Consider the following 23119-nt stretch of genomic DNA (forward strand, 5'->3'; position numbering starts at 1 on the left):
AATCTGAATCGCTTAGTGTGGTCTGTGAGCAATTTTTTCACAGTTCCTTAATTTGTAACAGTGTCTTAAGACAGGTGTTGGCGCGAAAAAACGCGATCGCACTAAGCACGATCGCGCAATTTCCTCTTTATTTCACGAACTGAAGCTATTTCGTCAACAGCGATCGCGTCCGTTCGCCCCGTTCACTCCGATCTGCGACTGGTTCACGGTTAGTGTAGTAGAAGTAGCTGTCCGGTTCGTACCGCACATTCACACCGTTTGCCACGAGTCCAAGAATGTTCGGCTCTGAGCGAGCGAGCAGTGATTTTGCTGCCGCGACACTTGCTGCATCTGCCACACCCGGACGAACCGCAATCAAGACCCCATCTGCCATCTTGCCCAACACTGCTGCATCTGCGGTTCCTGCCAGCGGTGGTGTGTCAAACACGATGTAATCGTAGTCTTTCGACACCGTTTCCAAGAAGATGGTCATCGCTTCCGAATCCAGAATCGATAATGGGTTCGGCGGCATCACGCCTGCGGTCAATACTGAGAGATTGCTGGTAATCGGTTTCACAGCTTGACGCAGTTCGCTTTGATCCACGACCACGTTACTCAAACCAACCGAGTTGACTAATCCCCAGAGGTGATGCTGCGACGGATTTCGCATATCAGCATCAACTAGCAGCACTTTTCGACCAGATTGTGCCATCGTTGCCGCCAAGTTTGCAGCCACTTCAGACTTGCCTTCCCGTGGAACGGCGCTACTGATGACGATCGTTTTGACTTTCTTATCGAGGCTCATGAACTTCAGATTGGCTTGAAGCATCTGATAGGCTTCATGAATCATCGATCGAGGTGAAGTCATCGCGATCACCCGTGGCGAAATATCGTCCGCGCCAGGGGACAGAATCGTTGGCGTGTCGCTGGTTTCAAAGCGTGGCACCAAGCCCAATAGCGTGTAACCGTATTGCGCTTCGGCATCTTTGACCGTCTTAAGCGATTTGTCGATCGAATCCACCAAGAAAGCTGCTGCAATTCCCAACAGCAATCCGACCATCGCTCCCGCTGCCAGAAGAATCAACCGCATCCGACTGGCAGGACGAGTTGGAACCATTGCGCTTTGCAGGACTCGTGCGTTACCTACCTGCTGGTTCTTCGCCACTTCAATCTCTTGTTTTCGAGCATTGAGGTTTTGATAAGCGGTGAGCGCAATTTCTTGTTTGCGTTGCAGTTCGCTTTCTTGTTGAATCAGGGCTGGTGTTTGCGCCGCCCGACTACGATAGTTCGCAAGTAGTCCAGAAAGTGTAGAAATCCGACCTTCAAGACCGACACGCTGAGATTGCAGAGTGGATAATGCTGCTGCTAGGCTTCGCTTGATATCGCCAACTTGCAGCGCTCCAGGCGCAACCGAGACATTCGCACCGACTGCATCGCTGACTCGCGCTTGCAACAAAGCATTCAGGTCATCGCGCTGCTGCTTCAAGGTTTGAATCTGCGGAGTCGTGTCTTTAAATCGAGCTTGCTCTGTGACCAACCGCGACTCCACCGATTGCAGTTGAGCGAGTGCATCTTGAACACCTGCGGATTGACTCAAAGATGCCAGGTCGATCGCTTGTCCGAGTTCAAGTCCCAACTGATCTGCAACAGCTCTTTCTTGACGACCTACATCTGACAATTGTGCACGGGTTTGGCTCAACTGATCTTGTAGAAGGGCGGCTGAGTTAATATTTGCTGCTGATTCCCGCTCCAAGTCAACAATGCCATTCCGTGCCCGGAAGTTCCGTAGCTCCTCAGAGGCTTTGTTCAGCGCTTCTTCTGCGGCTGGAATTTGGCTGTCGATGAAGCGTCCTGCTTTGTTCGCTTCTTCCTGATTGGTGTTCAGATTGTTGTTGATGTACGCTTTGATGATCTGATTGATCACGTTCGCTGCCATTTCTGGATCATCGTCTGCGTACTTCAGTTCCAGAATGTCCGTAGTAGGAACCGCTTCAACTTTGATCTGGCGGCTCAACTCTTCTGGCTCCATCGGTCGCCCTTGAGTGTTCTTCAATTGCAGCGTATCAATCACGCGCTGCAAAATCGGATAGGAAGTCACCACGGCTGCTTGGGTATCGAGCGGGTTACCTTCGCGTCTTAAGGCTTCAAGGGTTCCAACTCGTTCTCCAACTCCCGTCAGCGATGTGGTGCGATTGGATTGAACGAGCACTCGTCCGGTAGCTTCGTAGTTGGGGCGTTGCAGAGAGGTGGCAAGTCCAGCAAGTCCAACGGTTGCGGCAAAGACACCCGCAGCAACGAGCCAACGACGTTTCAGGACGAGCCAATAGCTTTGAAGATCGAAATCTTCAGAGTAGCGCTTTGTCTCAATGTTCATGCTTGTCATAAAGAGGAATCTCAGAGAATGGGTTGCTCAATACCTTGGAACATACGAAACCGGGAGTTGAGAGCGTTCGGATCGGTCAAAACTAGATGCAGCCCCTGGGTACGTTCTTCTGTACAGTTCGCTAGATGGTATCTTGATCGCACTCTGTTGTCAGTAGATCTTCCCATCACTATGCCATATCTTGTACTTGAAGAAGTTCGTATGAAGGCTCAACTAGACGAAATCTTTAAAAAAGCATCCGTAATCTTGCTAGATTGTTTTCATTAGCGATCGCGGCTTCTTTGGCGAAGTTTGTGCAAGTTCGGCTGCCCAGGGATTGTGATAGGCGTGGAACCGCTGCTGCAAGATGAGCCAGAAGAAAGGCAGATCGTGGATGAGATAGCGCTTCCAAAGCCGTTTTGGTTCACAGATCATTCGGTACAGCCACTCTAGCCCGACCTCGCTCATCCAGCGTGGTGCACGCTGGACAGTCCCCGCTTCAAAATCGATCGTCGCGCCGATCGCGAGAAAGGTTTTGACGTTGGGGAGTTGGTCTTTGTACCGAGCAATCCAGAGTTCTTGCTTAGGTGCGCCGACTCCGATGGCGAGAACGGTTGCTCCAGAGCGATTAATCATTTCGACGATCGCTTCACACTCTGCTTCGTTCTTCTCGAATCCGAAGGAGGGAGAGTGAGCAGCGACAACGATTTCGCGTCCGACTTTGGCGTTGATCCGGCTCCGGGCTGCTTCTGCAATTCCGGGGGCAGATCCTAATAAAAATATTTTTACGCTGGGGTCATTGCGGTAATACGTATAAAACGCTGGAAATAGGTCAGATCCAGAAATTTTTTCTTGAACCGGAGTTCCTAAAAAATACGAAGCATAGACTAACAATCGACTGTCACAGACCTTGAAATCCACACCTTGGTATGCCCTGTAAAATTCAGGGTCGTGCTGCAACTTCATCAAGTGATCCACGTTGGGCGTGAAAACGGTTCCTCCGAGTCTCAGCTTTTCGAGTAGCTCGATCATCGTAAGGTTGTGAATTCCAATGTTAAGAAGGTGAACCTGTCTCATTACTTTGCCCGAAAATCTCTACTACGGCTCCCTCTCAATAGAGCCAAAGCCCTGATACGTACGATCGTCTAAACCAGACAATCTATTCCACTGTTGTTGGCTCATGCTGCACCCAATCGTCTTTCAGTTGATTTAAGAAACTGCGTCCGCTCTGTCTAACTTCGAGGTGGCTTAATACGTAATCTAAGTGGCTTACCGGAGGCGCGTCTACCTGCTTCACTGAATCTTTACGCCATCATCAAGGGATTTCCTGAGTGAAAACCGTGGAACTACGGAAAATACTACCAGAAGATCTAGGAAAAGATCGGTGGTTTGTTGCAAAGTGCTGACAAGATGAAACTGATGTTTAGTACTCAGGATAATCGATCAGAGAGTGATTAAGAGATTAAATTGATTTGAATTTTGTATGAAACAACCAGTTCAGAAAATGTCAGTTGAAAAATTGACATTTTTCTTTGTACCTTTGCTTATAGTAGGTTCTGTTTCTTTGATGCTCTAGATAGGCTCGAATCAGCAGAAAGAAGTCAGTGTCTTTGCAATTAGAAATTCTGTTGACTCTTGTTTTGATTCAATACTGGTATTGTAATTTCCATTGAACCTATAAATTAATTATTTCAACTAGCAAAGGATACACTAATCTATCGCTTTTTTTGTGAGGTAGAACGTGAAAAGCTTCTTCTACAAGCTTTATGCGTTTTACACTCTTGTTATTAAAACTATAAGTACAAGGAAACAATTAGTTATTTCTCAGTACTTTCTCACGGTAATTCTTTAATAATTAAGTTCAGATAAAACTTGCTCCTGATTTTAGAAATATGGCAAGTGTGAGTAAACTTACGCCCTTGTTCGGTAAGTTCTCTGAAATTACGATCGCACCTTCCAATGAAGTTAGGGTCCCATGATTTAGAGTGGTGAATTTTGTAAAAATCCATGGTAGATTTTAGGGTGAAAAACGAATGTGAAATAAGCGAAGGTTGAAACTGAATCTAATTACTTCTTGTGGCGAAGTTGAGATTTCTACAAGCTGAAATTTGCAGATTGATTAACCCTATCAGTGAATATATGGAAGGATGACTCAGACCCTGATTTCATCGTCAAAAGTACGGTTCTACTTCATCGACGCTTTACGCGGATTGGCTGCACTTTGGGTTGTCTTGTTCCATGCTCACCTTGATGAGCGTCTGGATTCTCTAGAACAGCTTTTACGTGGCTGGGTAGATACCGTTCTGTTTACCTGGGGGAGTTTGGGTGTTGCAGTCTTCTTTGTGCTTAGCGGGTTTGTGATTGCCCATTCACTGAGAAATGCAACGATCGATTTTCCCTACTTGCGTCAGTTCACACTGCGTCGATTGATTCGCTTAACGCCGCCGTACTATGTTTCGATCGTGATTACGCTTGCGTTTGCGCTTCTAGCGGCTTACGCGAAGAATGAACCGTTTCAACCAATGGGACAAGCCTTTTCCACAGAGCGATTCATTACTCACTTGTTTTATGTTCAAGAACTGATTGGATTTACTAATTTTAATGATGTCTACTGGACATTGGGATTAGAGATCCAATCTTATTTACTTTTGTGTCTATTAATTGGATTTGCTCAGCGACTACTTTATCAATATCGAATTCAATCCGCTTTCGCGATCGTATTTGTTCCCACTGCGTTAATTGCAGCGATATTCCCGATTGCGATCGCACCGAATTTAGGACGTTCGATCGTGATTCTTCCTCTGCTTTACAGCTTTCTACTTGGCGTATTTGCTCACTGGTGCTGGCAGCGAAAATTTTCGCGTCTCTGGTTCTACCTCTACAGCGGAGTTCTACTCACGGCTGGCATCATCCATCAAGCAGAATTCACGATCGTTAGTGTCGCGATCGCGCTATTACTTCTAGAAGTCGGACGCGCAGGAAAATTGGCTGAACTATTGAAAGGTTCAGTCTTGAGGTTTTTTGGAGATGTATCGTACAGCTTATTTTTGACTCACACTCCAGTGATGGGAGTTGTGTTCTTTATTGGACAGCGGATTTTAGGCATCTCTGCGGTTTCGGATGCCCTATGTTTAGTTGCAAGTATTCTGGTTAGTTTGGGATTTGCGACGATCGTATGGATTAGCGTTGAAAAACCTGCGATCGCGTGGAGCCAGTCCGTTAAATTGCCAACGACCGCAAAGGCTGTTTAGAAAATTTTTCTACTCTTCGACGGGAGCCGCAGGAGCCGCCATTGCGACCTCTAAGCTCAAAACATCGCTGCTAGAAATCATGTGCTCAAGGGCGGACTTGCGTTTGAGAATTTTTGCGGGAATCCCGATCGCAGTTTCTCTCGCACCAACATCTGACAGCACGACCGCATTCGCGCCAATGCAAGCATCATCCCCAATGTGAACGCGACCGAGAATTTTTGCACCCGCACCAATATTGACACGATTTCCTAAGATGGGAGCCTCTTCTAATCGATCGAGATAGCGATTTCCCAATGTGCAGCCTTGACGAATGACGCAATCATCGCCGATCACACAGTTGCCGTGAATGACGATCGCGCTTTGATGCTCGATGATCACTCTGCGTCCGACTTTAGCGCTGTAAGGCAACTCAATTCCGTAAGTGTTACGGACTTTGCGGAACATCATGCGATACAAAACGCTGAAGGGTGCACGTAAGATTAGCGGCTGAATTCCCATGCGCCAGACTCCAAAGCGATAAACCGCGATCGCTCTAAATCCAGGCTTTGTCCAGTCGCGTCCATGAGCGTTCCAATCTTCGACAATTTGCTGCCACAAGTTGAGGGAATGGGTTCTGTCGTTCACTGTTTGAGTCCTTTGTCTATCACCAGAGTTGAGTTATTGCGCGATCGAGACGGCGGCAGGTTGCACCTCGGTCAAAACTGATTCGACGATCGTGGGCTGAATCACTTCCATGAACAGCGCTGCAAGTTTTTGTGCTTCGGTAGCAGCATCGTGATGTCGAACAACCCGCTCCGCACCTGTTCTTCCCATTTGTTCGAGAACTTCAGGCGGGAGTGTAATTGCGCTCTTAATGGCTTCAGTTAGATCCGCGATCGAGCCTGATGGCACAAGCCAACCGGATTGATTGGGAGTGACTAGCTCAGGGATGCCCGCGATGTAGGTGCTGATGACGGGACGATGCAGCGCGAGAGATTCCATCAGCGCAACGGGTAAGCCTTCAGCAAAACTTGGAAGCACGAGGGCACGAGCAGCGAGAATCTGTTTGCGAACTTCCTCGTTACTCGCCCATCCAGTGATTTCGACGTGATCTTGCAAGTCTGCGGCAGCAATCATCGCCTCGATTTGAGGGCGGATTACACCATCTCCAACCAGAACGAGTTTGATTGGAATGCCTGCGGCGACGAGCGGTTTAATGGCTTCGATTAGGAGTAGTTGCCCTTTCGCTTCGCAGAGTCGCCCGACACAGACGATTTGGGGTTCTGCGGGAATGGGGGTGATTTCGGTGAAAAAGCTTCGATCGACTCCACAGTGAACGATTTTTACTTTGTTCCACTGGGATTGGTCGCACCAGCGATACAGTTGGCTTTTGCTAAAGGAACTAACGGTGGCGACGAAAGACGATCGCTCAACTTTTTCGACGATCGATAAAGCTTGAATCGTGTCAAACTCTTCCGGTCCGTGAATTGTAAAGCTGTAAGTGGGTCCACCTAAAGCCGTACACAGCATTGCGACTGTCGTGGAATTCGTGCCGAAGTGGGCGTGAATGTGCTGAATGCCGTCTTCTTTGAACCAATCATTGAGAATACAAGCTTCCGCAAGATAGATCAAATGATGGAACACGCCGCGATCGGAACGTCGCCCAGATTTCACAGCCAGCTTGAGTGCCTGAAACACTTGAATTGGGCGCGTCAGAACTGCTTTTGTCAGACTTTTTAAGAGTGTCCCAGCACCGCTTTCTAAAACGGTTCGAGTTAACGCTAATTCTTTTTGGTCTGCTTCATCGACTAATTCGGATCGGCACGATCGAATGGCATACCGTCCAACCGGGAGACCACATTTTTCGATCGCATGAATTTCACGACGAATAAAACTATGACTAACCTTCGGGTATTGATTAATCAGATATGCAATCTTAGGCACATCTTTCTTCATAAAGCGCGTACTATTACTTACGTATGAATGCTGAAATTAGTATAGGAATTTGTTGTTAAAGAGCAAAAACTTTTGAACAGTCTTCTCGATTCTTTTTCGCAACCCGCTGAAATATAAAGCCTTTATGAAAAAATAGAATTAATATCGAGATATTACTGGAATCGTGCGTGGCGCGTATTCAGACGAATAAGCAGATTGAATCTTCTCTATGATGAAATAGATTTGTTACAACTTGCTCGATCGAGCACCTAATTCATTTGGCACACAAAGGCTTGTAGCTCTCACTACATAAAGCTCTTCATCTGTCCGGAGGGAGAGAAACAATCTTAACAATTTTGGTAGTTATAGATTGTTTTAGGAAAACGTCATTTTTCTGACTAGACCTAACAAACTCGGCTCACGGATTTGGTGGAGGATCGGCATGGCAACCGCGTTGAAAGCTGCGGTCATCGGAACGGGTGTGATTTCTAAAGAGCATTTGAGTTTTTTAGAGCGATCGCAAAATGCGAGATTAGTTGGGGTTTGCGATCTTTCCAAAATTTCAGCGCGATATGCGGCAGAACGGTTTCACGCTGAGGCAGCTTACACAGACTATCGGCAACTTCTAGCGGAAACCCAGCCCGATGTCGTTCATGTGCTGACTCCTCCTCAAACGCATTCGTGGATTGCGAAAGATTGCCTCGAATCGGGGGCACACGTCATTTGTGAAAAACCAATCGCGCCAACGTATGAAGAATTCAAGCAGCTTTGGTCGATCGCTCAAGCGAATCAGCGTTATTTGATCGAGGACCAGAACTACCGATTTAATCAGCCGATTTTAGCGATCGAACAGTTAATTGCTCAAGGTCGCCTTGGTGAAGTGGAAGAAGTCGAGGTGCGAATCTCGCTGGCGGTGCGGAAAATGGCGGCATTTGCGGACGAGAATCTACCGAATCCCGTTCACAAACTGCCTGGAGGTGTGATTCACGATACGATTACGCATCTGGCGTATTTGGTGCTGCGATTTTTGCCTGTAGAGTTCGATCGGATTCGTGCAAGCTGGAGCAACTACGGCGGCGGTGAACTGTTCAAATATGATGACCTGGATGCTTTGTTAGTTAGCGGCTCGAAGCACGCTCGAATTCGATTTAGCTCTACAACCTTGCCAGAATGCTTTGAAATCATTGTACGTGGCTCTAAGGGCTATGTTCAGACTGATTTATTTCAACCTTATCTCCGCGCAGTTTTACCTCGAAAAGTTGGGAAGCAGCTATCGCCCTTAGCTAATCACTTCATCAATGGTGCGGAACTGATGCGCTGTAGTGTGCGGAACTTTAGCTGGAAAATCATGCAGCGAACGCCCTACGAAGGATTACATGGATTGCTCGATCGAACCTATACCGCATTGCTCAAGGGTGATCCCCCTCCGATTTCTTATGAAGATATGGAGCGCACGAGTCGATTGGTAGAAGCATTGTTGGCAGAGGAGAATCAGTTATGAAGCTATTGATCACAGGTGCGTCCGGTTTTTTGGGGCAGTATGTTGTCGCGGAAGCATTGAGACGAGGACATCAAGTTCGTGCGATCGTGCGTCCAGTGACAAACATCGAGAAGCTCTCCTGGCATGGTCACCCGAATTTAGAGCTAGTTCGATTGGATCTGCGGCGTAAGGATGGATTAGTTGAAGCACTCGACGGAATTAGTGCCGTGATCCATTTAGCTGCGGCGAAATCGGGTGACTTCTATGCTCAGTTTGCAGGAACTGTGCTGGCAACTGAGAACTTGCTTGAGGCAATGAAAGCGGCGAATATGCTGAGATTGATTGCAATTAGTACATTCTCGGTTTATGACTATTGGAATTTACCGATCGGGTCTGTGTTGACTGAAGATTCAGCGGTCGAGAAAAATCCCCTAGAACGCGACGAATATGCCCAAACGAAACTGCTTCAAGAACGATTGGTGCGCGAGTTCGAGCAGGAAAATCAGGCTCCAGTGACGATTCTTCGACCTGGAATGATTTACGGGCGCGATGCTCTCTGGAATCCTTGTCTCGGCGCAGAGTTGACTGATACTCTGTGGCTGCGAATTGGGGCACGAGCACAGATGCCATTGAACTATGTTGAAAACTGTGCAGAAGCGATTTTGCTTGCTGCTGAGAAAGAAACCGCGATCGGGCAAACCATCAATCTTGTTGATGACAATCTCCCCACTCAGCGCGAATTTGCGAAGAAACTGTTTGCTCGACAGAAAGATTTCCCGCCGATTGTTCCGCTCAATTGGACATTCATGCGGGGAATGACTTGGATTCTATGGTTATATAACAAAAAAGTGCTGAAAGGACAGGCAAAGTTTCCGGGCATTTTTGTGCCTGCAAAACTTCATGCTAGATTCAAGCCTTTGATCTATCAGAACGATCGAGCGAAAGAACTCTTGCAGTGGATTCCGCGATATAGCTTAGATGAAGCTTTCGATCGCAGTTGTAGCTCGATCGATTTGCTATCGGTTCCCGCTCCCAGTCCTGCACTCTCCAACGCTCGATAGCTTTATGCGAATTGCGTATCTCACTGGCGAATATCCCAGAGCAACGGACACGTTTATTCAGCGAGAAGTGGCTGGATTAAGAGCTTTAGGCGTGGATGTGCAAACCTTTTCAGTGCGTCGTCCAGGCATCGAACAATTAGTGGGAGAAGAACAGAAAGCAGAATTCGATCGTACAACTTATTTATTGCCGCCCAATCTACCACAACTGATTAGTTCACATCTAAAGTTGATAAAGAGTGGACGATATTGGCGATCGCTAAAACTAGCTTGGAAAACTCGACAGCCCGGATTGCGCGGCTCCCTCTATCAATTGTTCTACTTTCTAGAAGCAGGCATCTTAGCTCGACAGATTCAAATCCGTCAGATTCAGCATCTACACAATCATCTTGCGACTTCTAGCGGCACAGTTGCAATGTTGGCGGCAGAACTCGGAGATTTCACCTTTAGCTTTACGCTACATGGACCTTACATCTTTTTTGAGCCGTATCAGTGGCACTTAGCAGAAAAAATCGATCGAGCTTTGTTCGTGTGCTGCATTAGTCACTATTGTCGCAGTCAGGGAATGGTGTTTGCATCGATCGGGGCTTGGAATCGAATGCACATCATTCACTGTGGGATTGATCCAGCATTGTTTCAACCTGTGTCGCATCAGGGTAGTGGAAATCGGTTGCTTTATGTTGGACGATTAGCAGCGGTAAAAGGCTTACCGATTCTGCTGGAAAGCTTAGCGAAATTAGTCTCAAGCTATCCCGATTTAGAATTAACGGTCGTCGGAGATGGCAGCGATCGAGAACCGCTCGAAACGTTGACCGATTCGCTCAATCTACGATCGCAAGTCAAATTCGTGGGCTATCAATCTCAAACCGAAGTTCGTCACCATCTTCAGCAAACAGATATCTTTGTGATGGCAAGTTTCGCAGAAGGAGTTCCCGTTGTTTTAATGGAAGCAATGGCAGCAGGAGTTCCGGTCGTTGCGACCCAAATTGCTGGCGTAAGTGAACTCGTAGAACATGAGATCAACGGCTATCTCGTTCCAGCCGGAGATGCGGAAACATTAGCCGATCGCATTGGAACTTTAGTTGAAGATTCAGAACTACGATCGCGTTTTGGACTAGCTGGACGAGCAAAAGTCGCCGCAGAATTTAACATTAAAACAGAAGCGGCGCGACTCCACCAATTGATGAGCCGCGCCCTAGAAGGAAAATCTGAAGCGATTCGTCCAGCGATCGATTAAAAGTCTGAAAGTTCTAAACCTGCTCCCTAACTTTCCCGACTTGAGGCAGTTCCCGATACGATCGCGTCAACAGCGGCAACTCTGGCTCATCCTCAAAGATGGGCATTCGCTGTTTCACCGTTAACAATGTTGCAATAAACAGCACCCAATAGATATTTGCCAACCGCAGCATATAGCTCTCGGTCATGTTATTGAGCGCGAGAAACGTCAAAAATCCGAGTGACCAGATGTGCTCTGGATGCTTAGAGCTATAAGCCCGCATCAAAGCTTTAATAAAGCCCGACACATAGCAAATCAAGAACAGCGTTAATCCCACCAAGCCGACATCTAATGCAATCTCAATAAATCCATTGTGGGCATGTGGCGCTCTAAAAGCTTGAGATAGGTACGAGCTAATCGCTCTCGGATAAGGACTATCCGGAGACCAGTATGCGCTTCGACCAAATCCAAACAAGGGTCGATCGAGTAAATGATGGAGCGAAACTTGCCAGATATAAGTTCGTCCAGTCAGGGTTGGATCTCTTCCTAATGCGGTTAGCAGTGCCACCCAATTCGTCAGAACCGCAACAACCGCTGCACCTCCCGCTAGAACTCCTAAGCTTCCCAAGACAATCGATCGCTTTCCTTGCCAACGGTAGTTCCGGTAGAACCACATCAGTGCCAACAAAGTAAACGCCAACACTAGAGCAGTTCTAGAAGTCGAGAGCAAGATCAATGCGGCTGCACTGCCAATTCCAATTCGCTTAATCCAGCGATCGAGGGGTCGTTCTACAGGCAGCGCGAAAAAGGCAAGAAACGCCATCACCATCATGCTGCCAAAGGTATTCTTGTGTCCGTAGACTCCCCGCCACGCCCCCTCGTGATCAACATCCAACCCGACCGAAGGTAGCCCGATCGCAAACGCCGCACTCGCGATTCCACCGATCGCAAACGTCAGAGCATAGAGCTTGATCTGTTCTCTGAGAGAAAATCGAGTCGCAATATATAGCCCAAAGCACGTCATTTGCGCCATTTCACGATTTGCCAGCAGCGTCCATTCGGGGAAATCTGACCAGGCGAACGAGAACAGAACCAGGAACGTCAGAATCCACAGAACCCAATCTCGCCGCATCGTGATCAGCGTTCGCTTTCCATTTAGAAGCAGCAAGAGAGCACTGACAAACCAAATAAAGTATCGGATTGTCGTCACGATAATCTCTGGGACGAGACCCGTATCTACTCCGTCCGTACTCGCACCAGGCGTAAGACCCCCACTAAAGAAGATCAAACCGAAGATGGCAAAACAAGTTTCAGCAAATAAAAGCAGCTTTTTCACACTAATCCGCCCCTGAGTTAAGTGCAAGGGTTCGATCGCAACACGTTCATGCCATGCAGTTTAAACGGTTATTGCTCTTTCTATCGCGGTCTGCCTGCGAAAATCCGCAGAATCTTGATATTTGGATCTCAAATTGTGAGGAAATTGACAGCCGTAGAACTCAGGAAATTTAGATCCTGAACTCCGGATTTTTACGAACAGTACTGATCGCGAGCCTTTATAGACTCCGGATTATTTATTGCGGGTAGCTCGGTTTTTCCGACAGCGGGCTATGCGAATCCGACTCTGATGATTTTGGCAATATCACTGCGACTCGCTGACTGATTGAAGTCCAACTACTTGCCGGAGAAGACGACAGGACAAGTTGTGAAATTGCAGCAATCCGTAGCTTAGATTGCAAGGTTAAAAGGAATTTATCCCAAAGGGTGATGTGTAGCAACGCGACTCTGTCTAATCTAGGCAAAGTCGTGTTTTTCATTACAGCTTTTTCCGAAAGCCTAGGTTAACATTTGGTTAAGGTAGGTTAAAGTAAGAATTCGCTCCGCTCGAATTTCCTTCCTCTTACACAGGAGAAAAATTGCACCGTGCAACCCAGTGATTGACACCCACTGAAGCGCAAACACCAACACCGTTTTTAGCAGGAGATCCAAAGATGGCAGACCAACACAATTTCTTATACCCGCGCAGCCGCTACCGGGGGCAAGTCAAACCAGAGAACTTGGTGTTTAATGCGAATTTGCAGGAGTTTTCTCAGCGAGTGACGTATATTTGCTGTCTTGAAACAGGCGGTAAGATCACCCCAGAAGAATCGTTTCAAGAAATTCGATCGTTATGGAAGCAACTGAAGAAAAGTCACAAACAGCTTGGAATCTCCCCAGGACAGAATCCCCCTGAGGATCTCGTCGGCTAATTTCGGAACTTTGAAGCGCATCGGGTTGAGTTTCGACTGGTGCGCTTTGTGCTGTTTAAACTTAAGAATTTCGTCCATTGTTCGATCGACTTTGCCACCTAGAATAAGCGATCGATTGTCTGGTTCGATGTGATGGAAACGAAACCTCCTTTACCGCCGTTTACGCTTGAGACGGCAAAGATCAAAGTTCAAGCGGCTGAAGATGCTTGGAATACTCGCGATCCAGAGCGGGTTTCCCTGGCATATACGGAAGATTCTGAATGGCGAAACCGCTCAGAATTTCTAAGTGGACGCGAAGCAGTTCGGGAATTTCTCAAGCGCAAATGGAATAAGGAACTCGATTATCGACTCAGAAAAGAGTTGTGGAGTTTTACGGATAATCGGATTTCTGTGAAGTTTGAGTACGAATGGCACGACGATTCAGGCAACTGGTTTCGCTCTTATGGAAATGAGCAGTGGGAATTTGCTGAAAACGGCTTGATGCGGCGACGAGAAGCGAGTATCAATGATTTGCCGATTCAGGAATCAGAGCGCAAGTTCCGCTGGGAGCGCTAAAAAGTTTTGAGCGATCTCTACTCACAGAGCTTTTATATCAGTGAAGACACGATCTCCACGGTTCAGATCCTTGGACAAGAGCGCTAAACTCTGACTCTGAACCTGTCGAGTTCATCAATGTGAAAGTATGAGAGTAATCTCTTTTCGGAATGGCTTCGTTTTCGCGATCGTGACTGCCAGTCTCATTGCTCAAGGCGTGTGGCGCAATGTGGCAAAGGCAGATTTTCTTCCGTACTGCCAGCAAACTTCGGACATGATCCGCCAGAAGGATGCTGCCCGTCGTGAAGCGCTCAAGGGTGGAGCGGAAGCGCAACAAAATTATCAAACTCTGATTCGTCAACACTCGGAGCAATTGCGGCAATGTCGGAACCAAAACTGGCTGAAAACTCAGGGACTTTGGCTACGACTGTATGCGTGTGATGCGCGACCAGGCGCGATCGAGGAAGTGTTGGATCGGATTGTCGATCGCGGCTACAACGAAGTTTATGTCGAGACTTTCTATAACGGACAGGTGCTTCTGCCAGCAAATGATAATCCAACCGCATGGCAATCGGTAATTCAGTCAAGCAACGTCGATCTGCTGGCTCAAGTGATTCAGAAGGGACGCGATCGCGGTTTGAAAGTTTACGCCTGGATGTTCAGCATGAATTTTGGCTACACCTACGCGAACAAGCCAGAAAAGCAGGTTTCTCTCCTGCGGAATGGGCGCGGACAGACTAGCTTAAATGCCAATACGATCGCGGGATTGAGTACGGATTTGGGCGCATTGAACCCGGATGAAGCATTTATTGATCCCTACAGTTTGGCGGCGAAACAGGACTATTACCGCATGGTGAAGGAAGTTTTAAAACGCCGACCGGATGGACTGTTGTTCGATTACATCCGCTATCCGCGTAGTCGGGGAAAAGGATCAGTTGCAACGAACGTTCAAGATCTATGGATCTTTGGAGAGGCATCGAGAAAGGCACTCATCGATCGAGGATTGAATAATAAAGGACGGGAATTGATTAAGCGGTATATCGATCGGGGTTCGATCAGTGCCAATGATGTCGCAGCAGTCGATAAACTGTTTCCGCGTGAGAAAGTTCCGATGTGGCAGGGACGAATTCCGAGTGCGATCGACACTCGTGGAACGGCTGGACAACGGGCGAGAGTGCTGCAATCGGATTTATGGCGATTGAGTGTGGCTCATGCGATGCAAGGCGTTGTCGATTTTCTCAACGTCGCGATTTATCCGGTGCAACAGGCGGGATTACCAGCGGGAGCCGTATTTTTTCCAGAAGGCAATCAAGCGATCGGACGGGGCTTTGATTCGCGCTTGCAGCCTTGGGATCGTTTTCCCAAGAATATTTCCTGGCATCCGATGTCTTATGCGACTTGTGGGAATGCGGATTGTGTGGTGAAACAAGTTCAGCGAGTCTTGGCGCAAGCTCCTCAAGGAACTGAAGTCAGACCTGTTTTGGCGGGAATTTGGCAAGAACCGATTAGCAATCGTCCGCCGCTTGAGGTGCAAATGGAAGCCTTGAAATCTCTTTCACCGAGAATTTCTTCGGTGAGTCACTTTGCTTATTCTTGGCAGGAACCTCGATCGGATCAAGACCGGAAAGGCTGTGTGGCAAGGCGATTGTAGAATTAACCTAAGAGCATGTTTGAGCAGTATAAGAAGCAGCTTTACTCCGTTGCTAGTCCGCCCGGAAATGAATCTCCGGGCTAATGGGAGAAAGGAGGCTGAAGCCCCCTCAGAACAAGATGTTAGCCCACTTCAGTGGGGTTCCCTCAATTAGCCCGGAGATTCATTTCCGGGCGAGATAGCGGGTAAACCAACACACTAAAGCACTCTCCAAAAACTTCCCAACTCTAAATAGAACCGCTACAATGATTGAAGGATTTGCTGCGGCGTTGGTGACTGCCAACAATGTTTTATGATCTATGTTTTTTGAATCTGGGAGTCCAACAAGGCTGATGGCAGTAGACCGAGCTTGTACTCGGAAACTTTAAATCCGCCACTATCGACACCCACCTGGTTTTAACCAGGTCAAAAGCTGAGGTAAGACGGCGCTGCGGTATCCTACTTCTTGATCCCTTGCTAGTTTAGTGAGGGAATTTTTATTGCCAAAATAGTGAGTGTTAATAATTATTGTAGAAACGAATTTCCGAGCAAGCTTTGTGTAGAGAATGTTTCAATCAAGAACTTAGTAAAGATCTCTCGATCGAGTCACCTAATTTCTGCATTTTGGCGCAAGAAATCCAGGATAAATTATTACAACAATGAATTACTCGTGCTAATTCTGTCACACTTATCTTTGTCTTGTAAGTTAACAGGATTACATTCGATTTTTCTGCAAGAATTACCCCCACATTCGTCTTTCAGTTAATCCCTTGAATATTCATCGATCGCCCCAACTTTCTTTCCCGCTCCCTGCGACTGTGCATCGATTAGACAATGGTTTGACGCTGATTCACCATCATCTTCCCGCGACAGGTGTGAGCGCGATCGATGTCTGGGTGAATGCAGGCGCGATCGTCGAACCCGATGACTGGATGGGGATGGCGCATTTCCTCGAACACATGATTTTCAAGGGAACGCACCAGATTGCACCCGGCGAATTTGATAGTGCGATCGAGAATCGGGGCGGAATGACGAATGCTGCTACAAGTTACGATTACGCTCATTTCTACATGACCACGGCATCGAAGGATTTTTCGGAAACGCTGCCTTATTTGAGCGAGTTACTGTTGAATGCAGCGATCCCCGACGAGGAATTTGATCGGGAACGGGATGTTGTTCTGGAAGAAATTTCGCAAACGTATGATGATCCCGATTCGATCGCGTTTCAGTTTCTTTCGGAATTAGTTTATCAGCGGCATCCTTACGGGCGACCGATTTTGGGGACCGAAGAGAGTTTGATGCCACGATCGGCTGACGAAATGCGATCGTTCCATCGTGCTCATTATCAGCCAGAAAATATGACGGTTGTTATTGCAGGTGATGTCGATCTTGATCAGGCAAAACTTCAGGTAGAGAAAGCGTTTGGTAAGTTTCCTAATCCCGGTTCCTGTGTACGTCATGAAGCCGAAGCAGAACCGCCAATTACCAGTATTCGCCGCGAAGAAGTGTACCTTCCGAGACTCGAACAAGCCCGATTATTAATGGCTTGGATCGCTCCAGGAGTTGAACCCTTGATCTGGCAAAACGAAGAAGAGTTATTGCCTTGGCAACGAGTGGAGCGATCGAATCAACAAGATCCGATCAAATCTGCTTGCGGACTTGATTTGCTCTCAGCCGTTCTTGCTTCTGGGAGGACTTCTCGCTTTGTTCAGGAATTTCGTGAAGAACGGCAAATTGTCCAAGCGATCGACTGTAGTTTCTCACTTCAACGTGATTCGAGCTTATTTACGATCGCCGCTTGGCTTGATCCAAAAGATCTAGAACGAGTCGAGGCTTTAATCTGCGATCGCCTTTCTCATTTAATGACGACTCCGATTTCTCAGGCAGAACTCGATCGAGCAAAACGATTACTTTGTAACGATTACGCTTTCTCAACCGAGACTCCGGGACAGCTTGCAGGGCTATACGGCTATTATCATTCGCTGGCAGAAATTGAAGCTGCGATCGCATATCCTCATTGGATTCAGTCTTTCACGACCGAAGACTTGCGGGATTTAGCCAGTCATTATCTTTCGCCGTATCACTACGCCGCGATCGTGGTGAAGCCAGATTGCTAGAATCAACAGATGTATTTTTAAGAACGATCGTGACCTCTTCAATTGCCTCGCCCCAAAATCGAAAGATTCATCGGACTGTGTTGAACAATGGCATCACAGTGCTAGTGACTGAAAATCCATCTGCGGATATTATTGCTGCACGTCTCTTTTTCAAAGCTGGAACTCGCTGGGAGCCATACGATAAAGCGGGTCTGTCACATCTGGTTGCAGCGGTGATGACAAAGGGAACGGAACGGCATTCGTCGCTGGAAATTGCAGAACGAGTGGAATCGATCGGGGCAAGTGTCAGTACGGATGCGGCATCGGATTACTTCTTAGTCAGCTTGAAAACAGTTTCGGCGGATTTCCCTGAAATGCTGATGTTGGCAGGGGAACTTTTACGATCGGCAACTTTTCCAGAATCCGAAGTTGAGCTAGAACGCCGTTTGACACTTCAAGCAATTCGATCACAGCAAGAACAGCCGTTTACAGTGGCACTCGATCGCTTACGTCAGGCAATGTACGGTCAGCATCCTTACGCGCTCTCAGGATTGGGAACGATCGAAACCGTTGAGAAATTAACTCGCGAAGATTTGCAAACTTACTATAAAACTCATTTTCGCCCGGATAATTTGACGATTAGCATTGCGGGTCGAATTACTCCAGAGCAAGCCGTATCGCAAGTTGAGGAAGTTTTAGGAGATTGGAAAGCGCCACTTACGCCGCGAGTTGAGTTAGATTTACCGATCGTCACTCCGAATCCGATCCGAAGTGCAGTTCCACAAGATACCCAGCAATCGATCGTCATTCTCGGCTATCACGCTCCCTCGATTCAATCGAATTCGATGGAAGATTATGCAGTACTCAAATTACTAAATACTTATTTGGGAAATGGATTATCGAGTCGTTTGTTTGTGGAATTGCGAGAAAAACGGGGATTAGCTTATGAAGTCTCAGCGTTTTATCCGACTCGATTAGATACGTCTTATTTTGTCACTTACATGGGAACGGCTCCGAGCAATACCTCGATCGCGCTTTCGGGCTTGAAAACCGAAGTCGATCGTCTGTGTGCCGCACCTTTGAGCCAAGAAGAAATCCAAACCGCGAAAAACAAACTCCTCGGACAATACGCGCTTGGAAAACAAACAAATTCGCAACTGGCACAAATCTTCGGATGGTATGAAACGCTTGGATTAGGAGTCGAATTCGATACGCAATTTCAGGACGCGATCGCTCAAGTCGCAGCCGAAACCGCTCAAGAAATCGCTTGTCGATATTTTGGCGAACCGTATATTTCTTTGTTGGGACCTGCGGACGCGATCGAGCACGAATAGAAAAAAGGAGACGCAATCCCGTCTCCCCTTGCATCTTTTAGACTTCAAAAATTGCGCCTCGTTGAGTCAGATCCCGCTTCGCTTCTCTTGAAAACCAGCGAGGCTCATTGAAGCGTGTTCTTTCAACGTTCGCACCCGCAAAATCAGTGTCAGACAGAATCGCACCTCTCAAATCTGCGCCCGTTAAATCTGCACCACAGAGACTTGCACCACTCAAGTCGGCATTGATCAGATGGGCGCGTTTTAGGTTGGTATAGCTCAAATTCGTTTCGCTCAGTTTCGTACCGTTCAAATCGGCGCTTGTGAGGATCGATCGACGAACATCGGCATAGCTCAATTTCGCATCGGTCAAGATGGCTCCTGTGAGGTTTGCACTATCGACAGTTGCATTCACCAAGACCGCACTTGAGAGATTGGCATTAATTAAGGTAGCTCCGGTCAGCGTGGCATCAGTCAGGTTTGCATGAGTCAAATTGCTGCTGATCAGTCGTGCTTCGGTGAAATCGGCACTGATCAAACTGGCTCCAATCAAGGTGGCTTCGATCAGATCTGCTTTTGCCATGTTTTTCGATCGCAGATCGATGCCTGTCAGATTGGATTCTGAAAAGTCCCGAAGCGGATTCAGTCCAGCGATATTTGCGAGTGCAAAGAAGTCGTCGGTATCAGCGGTCTTGACTTGTTCGATTAAGTCTAGGAGAGTTTGAAGAGTTTGATCTTTGGTCATCATATTTGCCTTGCCTAACTGAGACCAGGTGGGGACACAGGACGCTGCACAGTTAGGAATACAAAACGGCTCTGACGCATTTCGCAAATCGTCAGAAAAACCGATGATGATTTTGCAGAGGGTTGTCTGTCTCAGTTCGTTTAACGACAACCCCAAACCCGTCCAGGAGCTAGGAACTACATTGTAGTATACTGGCAAGGCAAACTTGTCTTGTTTTTGACAAGACTCACTCTAAAGGCATAGAGCGATTTAGCGATCGCTGTTGTTTTGTTGATACAGTCTTACCAGTCGCTCGATCACGGCTTTTTTGTTCGGGCTGAGATTTTTCGAGATCAGCGTTTCGAGTTTTGCCAAATCGATCGATCCTTCCGGTAACTGCTCGTTGTGGATGGCAGTCGCAGCTTGACCGTTGTGGTTAGAAGAGGACATGATAAGACTGGGGTGAAAAACTACAAATTGAATGTCGGTCAATGAGGCTCAATTGAGTCATTGACAGTATGAAAGTCATACTTCCGATAGTTCCACTATAGCCTGTGCAATGGTAAAGTCGCACCCCTAATCGGGTAGTGGTATCTGGAAATATGTACCCTGCTGATTCCTTGCCCAAGGATAGCATCGTCGTTCCGAGTGCGCGTCGGTTATATGAAATTTTAATCTCGATGTGAAGTTTACTTTTCAGTCAGCGACCAAGATCCGTCCCAATGGTCTGGCGGAGGTGTTCTTAACCAGTGTTGGCAGCGCTCCATGTGTAAAGAGGCGGCTTTGTCAGTGTGATCAATTTCGAGAACGGTGGCGAATTCTGCGACCGCAAAAGCAAATTTTCGATTCAAATAATGCTGGCGAGCGTTGTGATAATGTTCGATCACGCGCTTTTTCTCATCCGGGATTTTGTTCGATCGCAGTCCCACAAGTTCGTAAACCGCGACGGGCTTGTTTTTGCCTTTGACTTTAATAAAATCGAGTTCCCGCGCCCAAATTCGATCGGCACAAGGTCGATACGTACTTTCGCTCATCACAATGTCAGTCCCGTAGAGCTTGCTTGCACCTTCAAGCCGAGAACCCAGATTGACTCCATCCCCGATCGCAGTAAATTCCATCCGCTTACTGCATCCAATATTTCCGCTGATTACGGTATCTGAATTAATCCCGATTCCGATCGCGATCGTTTTTTCATTCCGACTCGATCGCGCTTGATTAAATGCCGCTAGTCGATGCCGCATTTCTAGCGCCGTTTGAACTGCCATCCATTCGTGATCATCTAACGGCAACGGTGATCCAAACACTGCCATGATTGCATCCCCAATATATTTATCGAGAATACCTTTGTGCATGAATACCGCTTCGACCATTGATTCAAAATACTGATTCAGCATTTCGACGACTTCTTCAGCTTTGAGTGTTTCAGTCAAGGTCGTATAGCTGCGAATGTCCGAGAACAGAACGGAAACATCTTTGCGATCGCCACCCATTTTCGCGGCATCCGGATTTTCAAGTAGCTGTTCTGCCAATTCCTGAGTCATGTAGCGGTACATCGTACTCTTGAGCCGCTTTTCGTCGCTGATATCATCCATCACGATCAGCGCTCCGGATACCCGGTGACTATCATTCGCATCTGCGATCGTATTAATCGATAAGTTAATACTATGTTGCTCTTCGCCGCGAATCGGTTGCAGCGTTTGATCGGGATAGTACTGTTCGCGGTTACGAGCAGTAATCGCTTGGTTAAACCAGTTATAAAAGCTGCCTTTTTCGAGCTTGATTAATTGAGTAATTGGATGACCTTCGATCGCATCTTCTTCGCTCAGTCCCAGTAGCTTTTTCGCGCTTTCATTCGCAGCGATAATATTGCCTTCTTTATCGGTCGAAATTACGCCATTGGTCAGCGATCGTAAAATATCGCGCTGCATTTGTTCTTGTTGCTTCACGGTTTCAAACAATCGCGCATTCTGAAGGGCAACCCCAGCCTGAATGTTGAAGGTTTCCATGAATTCTTGATCGCTGCGGTTGAAACTCGCTCTCCAGCGTTCGGGAGCTTGGGGAAAATCTTGGGGATCATAAGGCGGAAAATCACCTTGCTTGGTTTTATTGACTAACTGAGTTACACCAATGAGTTCCCCATCTGCGTTCCGAACAGGCATACACAGCAAGCTACAGGTTCGATAGCCGTTCGCTTGATCGGTTTTTTTGGCGGTTTCGGCTCCTTCTTGTTCGTAGAGATCAAATGAAATATTAATCACTTCTCCAGAAGCCGCAACCTGTCCCGCGAATCCGACTCCGATCGGTAAACGCAATTCTTTCATCGTGCCTTCTGCGGTTGAAATCCGAGTCCAGATCTCATTGCGATCGCGATCGATCAACCAAAGCGTACTGCGATCGGCATTCATCAGCTTCTTTGCTTCATCCATTACCCGCTTCAGCGTGTCGTCCAGATCCAAACTGCTTTGGCTTAAGGATTGAGTTGCTTTGATCAGGGCGTTTGCTGCTCGTTGTTTCTGAGTGGCAATGTAGAACGATCGAGAAGATTCCAGAATTAATCGGATCGAGGGCGCAAATTCTCGGAATAGTTCTTCGTCTTGGAGAGTGAAGCCTTCGATCGCGATCCGTTCATTGAGGGGAAGAGATCGATCACACCTTGGCTGAAGTTTATTAATTAATTGCACCACTGCAACTAAGTCGCCTTCGTCATTCAACAGAGGCATTGTCAGCATCGTATACGTGCGATAGCCTGTCTTGTTGAACTGGATTTTGGCTTGAGTCGATCGAGGATCATTGAAAAAATCGTAGGGAATGTTAACCGGACGCTTGAAAGTCGCGACTTCTCCAGCGATCCCTTGATCCGCTGGAAAGCGAATCTCGATCGAGCGTCCTGATCCCTCGGTGACAGTCGTATAGAGTTCGTTCTTCTCTTCGTCTAGGAGATAGATTGTTGTGCGATCGGCATTCAGTAACTCTCCAGTTTTTGCTGTAATCGAGTTCAGCATCTCCTCCAAGATCGTGTCAAACCCTTGCATATCGAGCATCGATAGAGTTTGATTTACGATTTTGAGCTTGTGTTCGACTTCGTGAACGACTTCTTTAAATTTCTCCTGGGTCAGCGGCGCGAGAAACGAGGAGAACTTGCCCTTGGTCGCGAGTGCATGATTGGATGCAACTGCGAGATTTGAAGAGGGTTTAGCATTGAGGGTAATCGTTTGGGGCGGGTCGGGCAGATGCGAGGAGAGAGAAGTCATATCGGCATCAAGTTCAGTTAAGAGGACTTATAACCAGGTCGATCGGCTGTAAACCGACGCAAAAG

The 23119-nt window shown here is 47.4% G+C and carries 17 protein-coding genes and 1 other RNA gene; 10 read left to right on the forward strand and 8 right to left on the reverse strand.

All coding sequences use genetic code 11. The features are described 5' to 3' along the window. Positions 1-145 precede the first annotated feature (145 nt). Both ACQ4M5_RS26130 and ACQ4M5_RS26135 read right to left on the reverse strand, forming a co-directional pair. Complete coding sequence (locus ACQ4M5_RS26130; protein WP_430678656.1) at positions 146-2362, reverse strand: GumC family protein; 2217 nt, start codon at positions 2360-2362, stop codon at positions 146-148. Between the two features lie 249 nt (positions 2363-2611). Next, positions 2612-3418: a WecB/TagA/CpsF family glycosyltransferase gene (locus ACQ4M5_RS26135; RefSeq protein ID WP_430678657.1), complete on the reverse strand. Its 807-nt coding sequence runs from the start codon at positions 3416-3418 to the stop codon at positions 2612-2614. A gap of 1070 nt (positions 3419-4488) precedes the next feature. Here ACQ4M5_RS26135 and ACQ4M5_RS26140 point away from each other — a divergent pair. Further along, complete coding sequence (locus ACQ4M5_RS26140; RefSeq protein WP_430678658.1) at positions 4489-5592, forward strand: acyltransferase family protein; 1104 nt, start codon at positions 4489-4491, stop codon at positions 5590-5592. Positions 5593-5601: 9 nt separating this feature from the next. Here ACQ4M5_RS26140 and ACQ4M5_RS26145 read toward each other — a convergent pair whose 3' ends face one another. Both ACQ4M5_RS26145 and ACQ4M5_RS26150 read right to left on the reverse strand, forming a co-directional pair. Continuing rightward, positions 5602-6216 carry a serine O-acetyltransferase gene (locus ACQ4M5_RS26145; protein ID WP_430678659.1) on the reverse strand — a complete coding sequence of 205 codons (615 nt, stop codon included), beginning with the start codon at positions 6214-6216 and terminating at the stop codon, positions 5602-5604. 33 nt (positions 6217-6249) lie between these two features. After that, a complete protein-coding gene (locus ACQ4M5_RS26150) occupies positions 6250-7515 on the reverse strand; it encodes a glycosyltransferase (RefSeq protein WP_430678661.1) in 1266 nt (421 codons plus the stop codon). Positions 7516-7948: 433 nt separating this feature from the next. Here ACQ4M5_RS26150 and ACQ4M5_RS26155 point away from each other — a divergent pair, with 433 nt between their 5' ends. From ACQ4M5_RS26155 to ACQ4M5_RS26165, 3 genes are read left to right on the forward strand one after another with little or no spacing between them, the layout of a single operon-like run. Continuing rightward, positions 7949-9007, forward strand: a complete 1059-nt coding sequence (locus tag ACQ4M5_RS26155) for a Gfo/Idh/MocA family protein (protein ID WP_430678662.1) — start codon at positions 7949-7951, stop codon at positions 9005-9007. After that, positions 9004-10047, forward strand: a complete 1044-nt coding sequence (locus ACQ4M5_RS26160; protein ID WP_430678663.1) for an NAD-dependent epimerase/dehydratase family protein — start codon at positions 9004-9006, stop codon at positions 10045-10047. Before ACQ4M5_RS26155 ends, ACQ4M5_RS26160 begins: the two co-directional genes overlap by 4 nt. Then, the gene (locus ACQ4M5_RS26165; protein ID WP_430678665.1) at positions 9965-11281 is read left to right on the forward strand and encodes a glycosyltransferase; all 1317 of its coding nucleotides are present in this window, start codon (positions 9965-9967) and stop codon (positions 11279-11281) included. The genes ACQ4M5_RS26160 and ACQ4M5_RS26165 overlap by 83 nt, the downstream gene beginning before the upstream one ends. A gap of 13 nt (positions 11282-11294) precedes the next feature. Here the strand turns inward: ACQ4M5_RS26165 and ACQ4M5_RS26170 are convergent, their stop codons facing one another. Beyond that, entirely contained in the window at positions 11295-12596 is a 1302-nt protein-coding gene (locus ACQ4M5_RS26170; RefSeq protein WP_430678666.1) for an O-antigen ligase family protein, read from the reverse strand. A 652-nt stretch (positions 12597-13248) separates the two neighbouring features. Here ACQ4M5_RS26170 and ACQ4M5_RS26175 point away from each other — a divergent pair. The 6 genes from ACQ4M5_RS26175 (at position 13249) to ACQ4M5_RS26200 (ending at position 19100) form a co-directional block, all read left to right on the forward strand. Continuing rightward, a complete protein-coding gene (locus ACQ4M5_RS26175) occupies positions 13249-13506 on the forward strand; it encodes a DUF7219 family protein (RefSeq protein WP_430678667.1) in 258 nt (85 codons plus the stop codon). 132 nt (positions 13507-13638) lie between these two features. After that, positions 13639-14061 carry a DUF1348 family protein gene (locus tag ACQ4M5_RS26180; RefSeq protein WP_430678668.1) on the forward strand — a complete coding sequence of 141 codons (423 nt, stop codon included), beginning with the start codon at positions 13639-13641 and terminating at the stop codon, positions 14059-14061. A 127-nt stretch (positions 14062-14188) separates the two neighbouring features. Then, positions 14189-15691, forward strand: coding sequence for a hypothetical protein (locus ACQ4M5_RS26185; RefSeq protein WP_430678669.1), 1503 nt, complete (start codon positions 14189-14191; stop codon positions 15689-15691). 255 nt (positions 15692-15946) lie between these two features. Further along, positions 15947-16132, forward strand: a non-coding RNA gene (gene ssrS / locus ACQ4M5_RS26190) — 6S RNA. A gap of 308 nt (positions 16133-16440) precedes the next feature. Further along, a complete protein-coding gene (locus ACQ4M5_RS26195; RefSeq protein WP_430678670.1) occupies positions 16441-17787 on the forward strand; it encodes a M16 family metallopeptidase in 1347 nt (448 codons plus the stop codon). Between the two features lie 29 nt (positions 17788-17816). After that, a complete protein-coding gene (locus ACQ4M5_RS26200) occupies positions 17817-19100 on the forward strand; it encodes a M16 family metallopeptidase (RefSeq protein ID WP_430678671.1) in 1284 nt (427 codons plus the stop codon). Positions 19101-19137: 37 nt separating this feature from the next. Here the strand turns inward: ACQ4M5_RS26200 and ACQ4M5_RS26205 are convergent, their stop codons facing one another. The 3 genes from ACQ4M5_RS26205 to ACQ4M5_RS26215 all read right to left on the reverse strand — a co-directional run bounded on the left by ACQ4M5_RS26205 (position 19138) and on the right by ACQ4M5_RS26215 (position 23054). Next, the gene (locus tag ACQ4M5_RS26205) at positions 19138-19827 is read right to left on the reverse strand and encodes a pentapeptide repeat-containing protein (protein ID WP_430678672.1); all 690 of its coding nucleotides are present in this window, start codon (positions 19825-19827) and stop codon (positions 19138-19140) included. A 246-nt stretch (positions 19828-20073) separates the two neighbouring features. Then, complete coding sequence (locus ACQ4M5_RS26210) at positions 20074-20253, reverse strand: hypothetical protein (RefSeq protein WP_430678673.1); 180 nt, start codon at positions 20251-20253, stop codon at positions 20074-20076. Positions 20254-20492: 239 nt separating this feature from the next. Beyond that, on the reverse strand, positions 20493-23054 hold the full coding sequence (locus ACQ4M5_RS26215; protein WP_430678674.1) for a GAF domain-containing protein: 2562 nt from the start codon (positions 23052-23054) through the stop codon (positions 20493-20495). Positions 23055-23119: the final 65 nt, after the last annotated feature.

Source organism: Leptolyngbya sp. AN10 (genome assembly GCF_050565645.1).
Classification (GTDB): Bacteria; Cyanobacteriota; Cyanobacteriia; order Leptolyngbyales; family Leptolyngbyaceae; genus Leptolyngbya.